General features: G+C 65.6%; 11 protein-coding genes and 2 riboswitches. Of the genes, 9 read left to right on the top strand and 2 right to left on the bottom strand.

Features of this window, described 5'->3' with window-relative positions; all coding sequences use genetic code 11:
* Positions 1–73 precede the first annotated feature (73 nt).
* From ACTX90_RS01410 to ACTX90_RS01385, 6 genes are all read left to right on the top strand, one after another.
* Positions 74–937 carry an SDR family oxidoreductase gene (locus tag ACTX90_RS01410; protein ID WP_443442793.1) on the top strand — a complete coding sequence of 288 codons (864 nt, stop codon included), beginning with the start codon at positions 74–76 and terminating at the stop codon, positions 935–937.
* A gap of 156 nt (positions 938–1,093) precedes the next feature.
* The gene (locus ACTX90_RS01405; protein ID WP_443442791.1) at positions 1,094–1,600 is read left to right on the top strand and encodes a sigma-70 family RNA polymerase sigma factor; all 507 of its coding nucleotides are present in this window, start codon (positions 1,094–1,096) and stop codon (positions 1,598–1,600) included.
* The gene (locus ACTX90_RS01400; protein ID WP_443442789.1) at positions 1,597–2,283 is read left to right on the top strand and encodes an anti-sigma factor family protein; all 687 of its coding nucleotides are present in this window, start codon (positions 1,597–1,599) and stop codon (positions 2,281–2,283) included. Before ACTX90_RS01405 ends, ACTX90_RS01400 begins: the two co-directional genes overlap by 4 nt.
* Positions 2,284–2,352: 69 nt before the next feature.
* Complete coding sequence (locus tag ACTX90_RS01395) at positions 2,353–2,880, top strand: COG4315 family predicted lipoprotein (RefSeq protein WP_443442787.1); 528 nt, start codon at positions 2,353–2,355, stop codon at positions 2,878–2,880.
* Positions 2,881–3,068: 188 nt separating this feature from the next.
* Complete coding sequence (gene ggt / locus ACTX90_RS01390; protein WP_443442785.1) at positions 3,069–4,892, top strand: gamma-glutamyltransferase; 1,824 nt, start codon at positions 3,069–3,071, stop codon at positions 4,890–4,892.
* A 207-nt stretch (positions 4,893–5,099) separates the two neighbouring features.
* Positions 5,100–5,630: a COG4315 family predicted lipoprotein gene (locus ACTX90_RS01385; RefSeq protein WP_443442783.1), complete on the top strand. Its 531-nt coding sequence runs from the start codon at positions 5,100–5,102 to the stop codon at positions 5,628–5,630.
* Between the two features lie 94 nt (positions 5,631–5,724).
* On the opposite strand, the gene ACTX90_RS01380 is transcribed toward ACTX90_RS01385, so the two are convergent.
* Both ACTX90_RS01380 and ACTX90_RS01375 read right to left on the bottom strand, forming a co-directional pair.
* On the bottom strand, positions 5,725–7,143 hold the full coding sequence (locus ACTX90_RS01380; protein WP_053797228.1) for an LLM class flavin-dependent oxidoreductase: 1,419 nt from the start codon (positions 7,141–7,143) through the stop codon (positions 5,725–5,727).
* Between the two features lie 62 nt (positions 7,144–7,205).
* A complete protein-coding gene (locus tag ACTX90_RS01375; protein ID WP_424678659.1) occupies positions 7,206–8,516 on the bottom strand; it encodes an acyl-CoA dehydrogenase family protein in 1,311 nt (436 codons plus the stop codon).
* 49 nt (positions 8,517–8,565) lie between these two features.
* A riboswitch (SAM riboswitch) is annotated at positions 8,566–8,656 on the bottom strand.
* A 266-nt stretch (positions 8,657–8,922) separates the two neighbouring features.
* Positions 8,923–9,025: riboswitch (SAM riboswitch) on the top strand.
* A 5-nt stretch (positions 9,026–9,030) separates the two neighbouring features.
* Between ACTX90_RS01375 and ACTX90_RS01370 the strand changes: the two genes are divergently transcribed.
* The 3 genes from ACTX90_RS01370 to acs all read left to right on the top strand — a co-directional run bounded on the left by ACTX90_RS01370 (position 9,031) and on the right by acs (position 13,314).
* A complete protein-coding gene (locus ACTX90_RS01370) occupies positions 9,031–9,600 on the top strand; it encodes an OsmC family protein (RefSeq protein ID WP_424573300.1) in 570 nt (189 codons plus the stop codon).
* Positions 9,597–11,255: a sodium:solute symporter family protein gene (locus ACTX90_RS01365; protein WP_424573299.1), complete on the top strand. Its 1,659-nt coding sequence runs from the start codon at positions 9,597–9,599 to the stop codon at positions 11,253–11,255. The genes ACTX90_RS01370 and ACTX90_RS01365 overlap by 4 nt, the downstream gene beginning before the upstream one ends.
* A gap of 70 nt (positions 11,256–11,325) precedes the next feature.
* A complete protein-coding gene (gene acs / locus ACTX90_RS01360) occupies positions 11,326–13,314 on the top strand; it encodes an acetate--CoA ligase (protein WP_424573298.1) in 1,989 nt (662 codons plus the stop codon).
* The last annotated feature ends 42 nt before the right edge of the window (positions 13,315–13,356 follow it).

Here is a 13,356-nt window from a genome sequence, read left to right as displayed (position 1 = left end):
ACCTGCCACCGGCCGCGGGAATGCCTTCGGCCGGCACGTCGTTGGCAACGGTAACCGTCAACGGAGGAAACTCATGAAGATCGCAGTCGCCGGAGCTACCGGAAAACTCGGCACCCTCGTTATCGATGCGCTGTTATCCCGGGGCGCCCCAGCGGGCAGCCTGGTCGCGCTCGGCAGGTCCCCGCAGAAACTCGCCGCCTTGGCAGCCAAGGGCGTGGAGACCCGCGCCGCCGACTACAACGCGGCGCACACGCTCGTCGCGGCCCTCGAAGGCGTCGACAGGCTGCTGCTGATTTCCGGCAGCGACGTGGGCCACCGGATCCCGCAGCATGAGAACATCATCAATGCCGCCCGGCGTGTTGACGTGTCGCTGATCGCCTACACATCCATCGCCAACGCGCGCACCGGCCAGCTGAAGCTGGCCGCCGAACACGTGGCCACCGAGGACCTGCTGGCAGGATCCGGGATCCCCTATGTCCTGCTGCGCAACGGCTGGTACACCGAGAACTACACGGACCAGCTCATGGGCTACCTCAACAGCGGGGTGATCCTCGGCGCGGCGGGCGAGGGAAAAATCAGCGCCGCCACCCGCGCGGACTTCGCCGAGGCTGCAGCGGCCGTCCTGCTGGATGAGCAGGTTGCCGGGGGAACCATCTACGAGCTCGGCGGAGACAAGCCCTTCACGCTCGGCCAGCTGGCCGGAGCGCTCGGCGCCGCCACCGGGCAAGAGGTCACCTACCGGGATCTGGACCCGCAGACCCTGGCCGGCATCTACGAACAGTCCGGAATTCCCAAGGTTTACGCCGAGATCCTGGTGGACACCGACGTGCGTATCCGCGACGGCGCCCTTGAGGTGCACGGCTCGGACCTCGCCCGGCTGATCGGCCACGCACCCACCTCGCTGGGCAAGGCCATCAAGCAGGCCCTGGACAGCTAGGGCAGGCGCCGGGAATCCGGCAGCCCCCGTCCCGGCGAGCGCACACCGGCCCGGCGCGAATATCCTTGGCCCGGGGGTGAACAAAAAGCCCGGCTGGCTCGTGTAACTTGCATGAGTGAGAATCAGGTCCGAAAATCCTGGCCGCGAAAGGGGCGCGTGACAACCAGCGATGACGCCACCCTGCGGCTGCTGCATGAAAGATTCGCGCAGCCGCTGTGGCGTTATGTCTTCTCGCTGACCAGAGACTCGTACCAGGCGGAGGACATCGTCCAGGAGACCCTGCTCAAAGCCTGGAATTCCCCGCGGATTCTCGACGAGCCGGTGGAAGAGGTCCGCGGGTGGATGTTCACGGTGGCCCGCAACCTGGTGATCGACCAGTCCCGCAGCGCACGCTCACGGCATGAACGCAGCATCGAACGGCTGCCTGATCAGCCCGCCGCGGATCACGCCGACCAGATTTTCGACGAGATCCTCATTCATGACGCGCTCGCTGCGCTCAGCGAACCGCACCGGCAGGTGGTGGTGCTGGCCTACTACGGCGCCTACAGCACGCAGCAGATCGCAACGGAATTGGGCATCGCGGACGGAACCGTGAAGTCCCGGCTGCATTATGGGATGAGGGCCTTGAAGCTGGCCCTCCAGGAACGGGGAGTAACACGATGAGCGAGCATGAGAAGTTCGCCCAATGGGATGCCGCCTATGTGCTGGGCGCGCTGGAGCCGGCCGACCGCCGGCTGTTCGAAGAGCACTTGGAGAACTGCGAACGCTGCCAGGGCGCCGTATCCGAGCTCAGCGCGCTGCCGGGCTTGCTCTCGCGCGCGCACGACCCGGAAGAGGTGACGGCCCTGGTGCCGCAGCCCCCGGCGGACCTGTTCGAGAAGACCGCCCGGCGCGCGGCCTCCGCGCGCCGGCGCCGCGGCACCCGCATGTTCCTGCTGGCCGCGGCCGCCGTCGCCGTGATCCTGGGCATCGGCCTGCCGTTCCTGCTGCGCCCTGCCGCGCCCGGACCGGTGCTTGCCCTGCAGCAGGTTGCCGGGCAGTCGCTGAGCGCCGACGTCGGCTTCGAGTCGGTGGCGTGGGGCACCCGGCTGAACATCGACTGCGACTATCCCGCAGGCTACGAATTCGGCGACGCCAACGGCCCGTGGTCCTACGCGCTGCTGGTGACCGACACCAAGGGAAGCACCATGCAGGTCGCCACGTGGAAGGCAGTGCCCGGCAAGGAGATCACCCTCCAGGCCGCCACCTCGCTGCCGGTCGACCAGATCGCCGAGGTGACGGTGAAGACCCTGGCCGGGCTGACGGTCCTGCAGTCGCCGATGGACAAGAATTTGCTGGATCAGTGAACCGGGACGGGCTGCGCCTCGTGTAGCAGGCAAGCCGCTCACGCGGACACCACGAGAAAGGCACAGCTCATGAAATCGTCACTGAAGTCCTGGTGCGCAGCAACCTCAGCCATCGCGGCCCTGGCATTCGCCCTGACCGGATGCGCGAACGACTCGGGATCCACCGATACCGCTTCCCCCTCCGCCGACGCCCAGTCCAGCGCCGCGTCCTCCGCCCCGGCGGAAAGCAGCCCGAGCGGCGACATGGGTGCCGCGTCCCTGGCGCTCGCCGACTCCTCGCTGGGCAAGATCGTGGTCGATGGCAAGGGCATGACGGTGTACCAGTTCGACAAGGACACCCAGGGCGCCGATTTCTCGGCCTGCACCGGACCCTGCGAAGACCAGTGGCCAGCGGTCCCGGGCGGAACCGATGTCACGGTTGACGGGGTCACCGGCAAGACCGGCACCATTACCGGGGTGAACGGCGAAAGCCAGCTGACGCTGGACGGGTGGCCGCTGTACTACTTCGCCGGCGACAAGAAGGCCGGCGACACCGCAGGCCAGGGCGTGAAAGACGTCTGGTGGGTGCTGGATGCCGCCGGCACCCCGATCAAGTAGCCGAAGCACAGGCCGGCAGGACGCCCCGGGGGGCACGCAGCGTTGCGTGCGCCCGGGCGTTTCCATGCCCGCGGCCGGTTTAATAATCGGCCGAAATCAGCATGTGGCGCGTGTCACGCGGCGCTGGAATGATGTTTGTCCCGTACATTGGCGCATACTTCATCCCCATCTTCTGAGGAGATTCAGGTATGTCACGACCACGTATCCGGGCCCTTGCCTGCGCCGCAGCGCTGGCCCTAGGACTGGGAGCAGCATCCGCAGTACCGGCGAGCGCCGATCCCAGACAGACCGAGAAGGACCCCATCGCCCAGGGCAGCGGAGGCGCCGTCGCCTCCGTGGACCCCCAGGCCTCCGCAGCGGGAATCGAGATCCTGCGCAAGGGCGGCAACGCCGTGGACGCGGCGGTCGCCACTGCGGCGGCCCTGGGCGTTACCGAACCCTATAGCGCCGGCATCGGCGGCGGCGGATATTTCATGTACTACAACGCCAAAACCGGCAAGGTCAGCACCATCGACGGGCGCGAGACCGCCCCGGCGGCCATGCCGCACGATGCGTTCATCGACCCGGCCACCGGCAAACCCTACAACTTCACCCCCGAGCTGGTCACCAGCGGCGCCGCGGTCGGCGTTCCGGGAACCCTTGCCACCTGGCAGCGGGCGCTGGACAACTGGGGCACCCAGGACCTGAAGAAGGTGCTGCACCCCGCCATCCAGACCGCGTCGCGCGGGTTCGTGGTGGATACGACCTTCCGTGAACAGACGCTGGACAACAAGAAGCGCTTCGAGGCGTTCCCCGACACCAGCGAGCTCTACCTGCCCGGCGGGGACGCCCCGAAGGTCGGCAGCATCTTCAAGAACCACGACCTGGCGGCCACCTACCGGCTGCTGGCCAAGAGCGGGCCGAAGGCCTTCTACCAAGGAGAGCTTGCGCAGGAGATCGCTGACACCGTCACCGCGCCGCCCAAGAACGCGGACACCGACCTGCCGGTGCCGGCCGGCTTCATCACCGCAAAGGACCTGGCCGACTACGCCGTGGTGGAGCAGGCGCCGACCAAGGTCGAGTACCGCGGGCTCGAGGTCTTCGGCATGGCCCCGTCCTCCAGCGGCGGCACCACCATCGGCGAATCGCTGAACATCCTGGAGCAGTTCGACCTGTCCTCCATGCAGACCCCGTCCGCGCTGCACCACTACCTGGAAGCCACCGCACTGGCCTATGCCGACCGCGGCAAGTTCGTCGGCGACCCGGCGTTCGTGGATGTGCCGACCAGGACCTTGACCAGCCAGCTCTTCGGCGCTGAACGAGCCTGCGCGCTGGATCCGACCCGTGCGGCCGTTAAGCCGGTGGCTCCCGGGGACGTCGAGAACTTCGACGGGTTGTGCCCGGCGGAAACCGGCGCACCGGTGGACGAGCAGGACACCGAGAACGTGTCCACCACGCACCTGTCGGTGGTGGACCGCTGGGGCAACATGGTCTCCTACACGCTGACCATCGAGCAGACCGGCGGGTCCGGCATGATGGTTCCGGGGCGCGGCTTCCTGCTGAACAACGAGCTGACGGACTTCTCCACGGTGTACAACCCCGAGGATCCGAACCGCATCGAACCGGGCAAGCGCCCGCGTTCCTCGATGTCCCCGACCATCGTGCTGCGCGACGGGCAGCCGGCGCTGGCCATCGGCTCGCCGGGCGGCTCGACCATCATCACCACGGTGCTGCAGACCCTGGTCAACCGCATCGACCTGGGTATGGACATCGGCCAGGCTATCGCCGCCCCGCGCGCCTCGCAGCGCAATACCGCGGCGGTCACGGCCGAACCGGAGTTCATCACCGCCTACGGTTCCGCGCTGGAGGCCTTCGGCCACAAGCTGACCCCTGCCGGGGACTCGTTCACCCCGCAGGCTGAAATCGGCGCGGTAGCGGCCGTGGAGGTCGACTCCCACGGCAAGCTCACCGCGGCGGCCGAACCAGTGCGCCGCGGCGGCGGCTCCGCGATGGTGGTGAAGCCGGCCAAGTAGCCCGGCGGGCGCCGCCCGCTGCGCCGCTCCTGCGCCCCGTCCGGCCTGCGGACGGGGCACAGCGTTCCAAGCCACTGGCTGCCCGCGCAAAAAAGCTTGCGGGATGCTGAACCGGAGCGGGCTCTATCTCGTTCTCACCTTGTACGGTTTCCCACGCTCCCGCCCTCGGCGCTGCGGGAGGAACCAGGACGAACAAGGAGCACGATCATGGGCAAGGCATTTTCGAAAGCCGCGGTCCTCACCGCAGCCTTGACGTTGGTTCTGGCCGGGTGCTCCGGCCAGAACGGTTCAGCCCAGGACAATCCAGGCCAGGGCAATTCCGGAACCTCGAACTACGGGGTGCCGAATACCGGCAGCAGCCCGGTGCCGAATCTCAAGCAGAACGGAGCGATCCTTGAAATGCGGCGGACCGAGCTGGGCAGCATCACCACCGACCAGCGGGGCATGAGCATCTACCAGTTCGACGAGGACACGCAGAACTCCGGGGATTCCTCCTGCACCGGCGGATGCCTCGACTTGTGGCCTCCGGTCCCCTCGGGCCCGGCCTCGCTGAGCGATGCCAAGGGCATCACCGGGAAGCTGGGCACCATCACCGGCACCGATGGCAAGCCGCAGCTGACGCTGAACGGCTGGCCCATGTACTACTACGTTTCGGACAGCAAACCCGGCGACACCAAGGGCCAGGCGGTCAGCGACGTGTGGTGGGTCGTGGACAGCGCCGGCGTGCCGATCCACTGACCTGTGGCGCAGCGGCACGACTGGTTAACGGCCTGCCGGCCCCGCCGCCCTTGACGGGGCTCCGGGGCCGGTAGGCCGTGCGGTAGTTCCGGGATCAGACCTGGGCGGCCAAGCGGTTGGAGACCTTGAAGGACGCCGCGCGGTGGGTGTCCTTGACGTGGTCGCCCGCGCCGAACAGCTTGTTGCGCAGCGAACCGTCGGCGTACTCGGTCTTGTACGCGCCGCGGGCCTGCAACTCGGGAACCACGTACTCGACGATGTCCTCGAAGGTGCCCGGGGTGATGGCGTAGGCCAGGTTGAAGCCGTCGACGTCGGTGTAGTCCACCCAGTCGATGAGCTTTTCGGCGACCTCGGCGCCGGAGCCCACGGTGATCGGGCCGAAGCCGCCCACGCCGACCCATTCGGCCAGCTGGCGCACGGTCCACGGGTTGCCCTCGTCGCCGCTGGCCTTCTGGAAGGTGGCCACGGAAGACTGGATGGCGTTGGACTTCACGTCGGCGCCGATGACCTCGTCCGGGTTGAAGGTGGACAAATCGATGCCCATCCAGCCGGAGATCAGCACCATGGCGCCCTCGATGTCCGCATAGGACTTGTAGTCCTCGTACTTGGCCTGGGCTGCTGCCGAATCCTCGGCGGTGATGATGGTCTGCATCGCGAAGATCTTGATGTCGTAGCGGCCGCGGCCCGCGGCCTCGGCATGGTCGCGGATCTTGGTGACGGTGTCCTTGAGCATTTCGCGGGTCGGGCTGGTCACGAAAACCGCCTCCGCGTTCTGCGCGGCGAACTTCAGGCCGCGCGGCGAGGTGCCTGCCTGGTAGATGACCGGGGTGCGCTGGGTGCTCGGCTCGGTGATGGCGATGCCCGGAACCTTGAAGTACTTGCCATCGTGGTTGATCGGGTGCACCTTGGCCGGGTCGGTGTAGACGCCGGTTTCCTTGTCGGCCTGCACCGCGTCGTCTTCCCAGGAGCCTTCGAGCAGCTTGTAGACCACCTCGAGGTACTCGTCGGCGTGGTCGTAGCGTTCGTCGTGCTCCATCTGGTCTTCCTGGCCCATGTTGCGGGCGGCCGAAGGCAGGTAGCCGGTGACCACGTTCCAGCCCACGCGGCCGTTGGTCAGGTGGTCGAGGGTGGCCAGGCGGCGTGCGAAGGGATACGGGTGCTCGTAGGCGGTGCCGGCGGTGACGCCGAAGCCGAGGTTCTCGGTCACCGCGGCCATGGCGGAGACCAGCAGGAACGGGTCGTTGACCGGGGCCTGGGCGCCGGTGCGCAGCGGGGACTCGTTGGTGCCGTTGTACACGTCGTAGGTGCCCAGCACGTCGGCGATGAACAGACCGTCGAACTTGCCCTTTTCCAGCACCTTGGCCAGGTGGGTCCAGTAGCCGATGGTCTTGTAGTCGGCGGCCTTGTCCTTCGGGTGGCGCCACAGGCCCGGGGACTGGTGGGCGACGCAGTTCATGTCGAAGGCGTTGAAGAGGATTTCCCGCTTCGCGTTATGTGGCTGGTTCTCGCTCATGGATGTGCCCCTTGTTCGTGGTTGAGAAGTGGAAGTCTGGTGGGTGCACGGCGCGGCGGCCGCTAGCCGGCGTGGTGCCCGGTGGGTGCGGCGAGGTCGCCGGTGACCGAGAGGCGCTGGGGCTGGACCCCGTTGATCTCGTAGTCCCCCACGATGCGCGCCTTGTAGATGGCAGGGTTGTGGGTGGCGATGGTGCGCGCGTTGCGCCAATGCCGGTCCATGTTGCAGCTGCTGCGGGTGGACGAGGCGCCCAGCCCGTCGAAGAGCTTGCTGGTGGCGCTGATGACCAGCGGCTGCACGATGGTCTGCGCCCGGTTGGCGGCCAGCTCGCAGACCGCAAATCGCTCCTCCGCGTTCAGCTGCGCGTCCTGCAGCGCGGCTTCGACCTCCAGCACCGCTCCGATGACCACCGAGTCCGCGGCGAAGACCTCCGCGGAGACCTCCCCCACCAGCTGCAGCACCTGCGGTTCGCGGTGCACCGGGACGCCGGTGCCGGTGGTGAAGCTGCGGGTGCGCGCCTGCACCGAGCTGCGCATGTCGTTCAGCGCCGCGCGGCCGATGCCTGCCTGCACCGCCATGAGCACCAGCTGGAAGATCGAGGCCTCGGGGTCGTTGGGATCCTCCGGCATGAAGCTGTCCACCGGCACCTGGTGGAACTCGGTGGTTCCGGTGCCGGTCAGCCCCTGGCCGAAGCCGTCCCAGTCGTCCAGGATCTTCACCCCGCTGTGCTGGGTGGAGACCACGGCGATCTGGCGTCCCGGGCGCTCCGGATGGGCCACCGCGACGGTGGTCCAGTCAGCGAAAATGGTGCCGGTGCAGTAGTACTTCTCGCCGTTGACCACCCAGCGGCCGTCGACCTGGCTGGCCTTGGTATTCAGCGTGCCCAGCGCGTTGCCGCCGCTTTCGGTGTAGGCGTTGCCGACGATCTGCCCGGCCGCGATGCGGGCGAACCACTTGGCCTTCAGCTGCTCGTCCTGCAGGCGCAGCACGTCCTCGACGAAGGCAATGTGCGCGCGCCAGAGCTGGCCGATATGGGAATCGGCCTCGGAAAGCTCGATGAGCAGGCGCAAGACGTCGCTGAGTCGGGCCCCGTGGCCGCCGTCGGCGACCGGCAGGCGCAGCGCCCCGAAGCGGTCGCGGTTCAGCAGGCCCACCTGCTCGAAGGGCAGGATGCGGTTGCGGTCGCGCTCCTTGGCGCCGGCGGCGATCTGGGCGAACACCGGACGGAAAATCGCTGCAAGGCGCTCGTAGTCTTCGTCGGCCCCCGGCCCCGGAGTCACCTTGAGCAGCTGGCGGGTCGGACGGTCTTCGGTGAACTCGTCGAGCTCCAGCGCATTGCCGGCGCCCGGGGTGCTCAGCGTGTTGAAGTCCACCTCAAAATCGTTTTGGGGTGCGCCAAAAGACATAAAAAGTCCTCGATTCTTTCCATCGATCCTGGCGGTAGCACCGTCCCTGTCATGGGTGGTTGCTGCGGCGTCGTGGAGCCAGATCTCTCAGCCGCTCTGGATGGGTCGTAATCATTTGTAGCCGTAACAATCGGGCGGCTCCAAGCCCCGAAGTCATATTTCGTCGCTGAAAACGCACGGGTGGCAGGGGCTCGCGAGTGCCGATTGCCGCGAACCGCCGAAGATGACCCAAGGAAGAGGGGCAAAGATCGATCAAACCAACGCTCAATGAAATAAATAACGAAATATCCCACAGATTACGCGCTTACATCGAATATTTTTCATGTTACGCAGGATTTGCAATGAAATCGTTCGAATGCGTGTAATGGATGCGTAACCATCCCGAGCGGCCGAGAGATCTGGCTCTACGACGCCGCAGCAACCACCGTTGAATTCCCGGAATTCACGGCCGGTGCTACCGCCAGGACCGATGGAGATGATCATGGCTTCTGCCGATCTGCGCCATTCCGCGCCCTCAGAAAACGCTTCGTTCAACAAACGAATTCGTGCCAAAGGAACTTGGCAGGGATCCATGCGAACGACCGTCGAAACACGCAATTTCAGCTATGACATCGACGAACCTGTGCCAGTCGGCGGTACCGATACGGCCCCGACACCCATGGAGTTCGTCATCGGAGCACTGAACGGGTGCGTCTCCGTCGTGGTAGAGCAAGTCGCCAAAGAACTCGGCGTTCCCTTCACCGCGTTGCAGACCTACGCCATCGCCACGCAGGACACGCGAGGCTTCGCGGGAACTGCAGATGTTTCGCCGTTCTTCCACTCTTGCCGGCTTGAAATCCACCTCGAAACATCACTAGCCGATGCGCTTCTGCTTGACGAGCTGAAAGCTCAGGTCCACAAACGCTGCCCTGCAATCAATCTGGTGCTCGCTGCCGGCGTCTCACTGGATACCGCATGGGTTTTCGCCGAGAAAGTTCATGAAGATGACGCGGAGACAGCATGCAACGCCGCGTTGGGTTACGCAACGCTGAAGAAGGAGGCACGGGTATGAGCGCCGCAGGATTCTGGACTATCGGTTTCGCCCTGATCTACACCGTGCTCGTCCTGTTCGGCGGACGTATTGTGCAGCGCAGAAATGCCGCAGCCAGCGGCGGATTCTTCGTCGGCGGACGGTCCTTCAGCCCCTGGACAGTTGCGTTCTGCATCACCGGGTTATTCTCGGGTTCGTCCTATATCGCCATCATGGAGTTGAGCTACCGCACGGGTATTTCCGCGTTGTGGTACGGCGTCGCCGAAACCGTACAGATCCTCCTCATCGCGTTGTTACTGGTCAAGCCCCTGCGCGAAAAACTGGTGGTCACGGTCACGGGTATCATCGGCGACAGGTTCGGCCGCGCGGCCAAAGGCATCTCGGGACTTATCACCGCCTTCACCTTCCCTATGTGGTCGGTGGCAACTACCATTGCTTTCGCCTCCGCACTGAGCGCCTTCACCGGCATCAGCCTGCATCTGGCAGTGATCTTCACGGCCCTGTTGCTGCTGGCTTATCTATCAGGCGGCGGCATGCGCTCGGTGGCATTCAACCAAACCATGAACTGCATCGCATTTATCGGCATGCTCCTGGTGGGCGCCTACGCAATTCTGGCCAAGCCTGGCATTGCAGGCCTCAAGGATTTCGCCGCGGCTGACCCGGCAATGTTCGATCTCGGCAACGCCGGAGTCTCGCTCATTGCAGCATGGTTCGGCACCTTCATCGTCAATGTCCCGCTGGCGCAGGCAGCCTTCCAGATGACGCTGTCCTGCCGCACCCCGGCAGACGGCCAGAAGGGCCTGTACACGGCCGCTATTTTCGGTATTCCGTTCATTCTGATCGGTGCCCTCATCGGCACTTCCGCCGCCGTCATCAACCCGAACCAGCAGCTTCCGCTGGTTGCGATCCCGCACTACCTTGAACAGGTGCTCCCTGCGCCGCTGGTTGGATTGTTCTTCCTGGGGGTCTGGGCCTGCGCCATGGGCTGGGCTGGACCATGCCAGTTCTCCGGCGCCACGTCGATGGGCAAGGACTTTGGCAGCGCGGTCAATCCGAAGGCGAGCGAAGCACAGCTCATTCGCTATACCCGCTGGTCATTGGTGGCTTTGACCGCCTTGATGATCATCTTCAGCATCCTGCGCACCGAGCAGTCGGCCTGGTGGAACATCCTTGCCTGGACCCTGCGCAACGGCGCAACTCTGGCCCCGGTACTTGCCGTGTTCTTCTGGCCGCTGGCCACCCGAAAGGCTGTCTACGCTTCCATGATTACCGGTTTCACCGCCGGCGTACTCTGGAACCATGTCGGCGGCTGGTCCGCCACGGCATTCTTCTTGGGGACGCATCCGGTCTGGGTCGGCATGATCGCAAACCTGACGACTCTGGTTCTCGTGACCTTGGCAACCACCCGCTGGCAGCTGAATGCGGCTCCATCCCGACGCCGTATCTCGCTTCGGTTTACGGCGGGCGCCGTGGCCGCACTGGTCGCCCTACTGCTGAGCTACGACTGGCTCAAGGGCTACGGCCTGGTCGGTATGGGCATCTTCATTGTTGTTTTCTGCAGCTCGATGGCACTGTTCTTCGGCACCGAATCCACTGCCCGCAAGGAACAGTCCACCGAATCGCCAGATGGATTTGCCGAAACCGATTCACCGGCCCCAACGGCACAAACCGTATAACCGCATCACGCACGCGATTCACACCCTTCCAACGGGCCACTAGCTCGCGTCCACCCAACCTGGAGAAAATATGGCTGACATCTTGTCCGCTCCTGTATTAGACAAAATTTCATCCGACCAAGATCTCACCAACCGGGACAAAGCCCGCCACGAATTCTGGGACGAGGCGGCAAACCTTCTGGATTGGGAAACCCCCTGGCACACTACCAGCCAGATCATTCCCGCGGATCCCCAGGCCCAGCGCGGCCCGCAGATCTCCTGGTATCTGGGCGGCACGCTGAACGCCGCAGTGAACTGCGCGGACCGCCACGTGGCCGCCGGCAACGGGGACAAGGTGGCCCTGTACTTCGAGGGCGAACCGGGCGACCGCATCGCGGTCACCTACAAGAACCTGCAAGAACGCGTCTCGCAGGCCGCCAACGCGCTGCTGGAGCTGGGCATCACCAAGGGCGACCGCGTGGTCATCTACCTGCCGGTGCTCATCGAAACCGTGGTGATCACCTTGGCCTGCGCCCGCATCGGCGCCATCCACTCGCTGGTCTTCGGCGGGTTCTCCGCAGAGGCCCTGAAATTCCGCGTGGAAGACACCAAGGCGAAGCTGCTGGTCACCACCGACGGGCAGTTCCGCCGCGGCACCTCGGTGCCGGTGAAGGACAATGCCGACCAGGCCGTGTCCGGGGAGAACAGCATCGAGAAGGTGCTGGTCATCCGCCGCACCGGCGATGACATCGCTTGGACCGAAGGCCGCGACGTGTGGTGGCACGAGGTCGTCGAGACCCAGTCCACCGAGCACACCCCACAGTTCTTCGACTCCGAGACGCCGCTGTTCATCATGTACACCTCCGGAACCACCGGCCAGCCCAAGGGCCTGGTGCACACCACCGGCGGCTACCTCACCCAGGCGGCCTACAGCTACAACCTGCTGTTCGCCAACCCCGACCGGACCCAGCGCGCCGACGACGTGCACTGGTGCACCGCGGACCTGGCCTGGGTCACCGCGCACACCTACGAGATCTACGGTCCACTGGCCAACGGCGTCACCCAGGTCATCTATGAGGGCGTGCCGAATGCCCCGCACCCGGGACGCCACTTCGAGATCATCGAACGCTACCGCGTGACCAGCTACTACACCGCGCCGACCCTGGTCCGTTCGCTGATGGGCTGGTTCCCGGACGGCATCCCTGCCAGCTATGACCTGTCCTCGATCAAGATCGGCGGCACCGTAGGCGAATCGGTGAACCCCGAGGCCTGGCGCTGGCTGCGCTCCCAGGTAGGCCGCGACACCGCCGAAGGCATCGCCATGGTGGATACCTGGTGGCAGTCGGAGTCCGGGGCGACCATCCTCTCCCCGCTGCCCACCGACACCCACTTCAAGCCGGGCTGCGCCGCGCGCGCCCTGCCCGGGGTGAGCGTGGACATCGTGGATGCAGCGGGGAACACCGTGGGGCCGAACCAGCAGGGAAACATCGTCATCACCGAGACCGGGCCGTCCATGGCCCGCACCGTGTGGGGCAACCCGCAGCGCTACTACACCAGCTACTGGCAGCAATACGTCGAGCAGGGCTGGTTCCTCGCCGGGGACGGCGCGCGCTTCGATGAGGACGGGGACATCTACATCCTCGGCCGCACGGACGACGTGATCAACATTTCCGGGCACCGGCTGTCCACCATCGAGATCGAGTCGGCACTGGTCACCAACGCCGGCGTGGTGGAGGCCGGGGTCTGCCCGACCCAGGATGCCAAGACCGGGCATGCGGCCACCGCGTTCGTGGTCCCGCTGGACAAGTCGCTGATCGCGCTGGATCCCGATGAGGCCACCGCCGCACGCCAGGCCGAGTTCATCGCCCAGTTGCGCGGCACCGTGGCCGCTCAGATCGGCCCGATCGCCAAGCCGCGCGATGTGGTGCTGGTTCCGGACGTCCCGAAGACCCGCTCGGGGAAGATCATGCGGCGCCTGCTCACCCAGCTCTTCGAGGGCACCACGCTGGGCGACACGACAAGCCTGCAAAATGAGCCGTGCATCCCGGAAATCAACGAGATCTGCCGCGCCCGGGGCTGACCGCAGCCGCTGTCCGCACTGATTAGAAGCTGGCCGGGCCCG

This window comes from Glutamicibacter soli (assembly GCF_052322135.1).
Lineage (GTDB): Bacteria > Actinomycetota > Actinomycetes > Actinomycetales > Micrococcaceae > Glutamicibacter > Glutamicibacter soli.
This window is presented reverse-complemented; position numbering and strand designations above follow the sequence as displayed.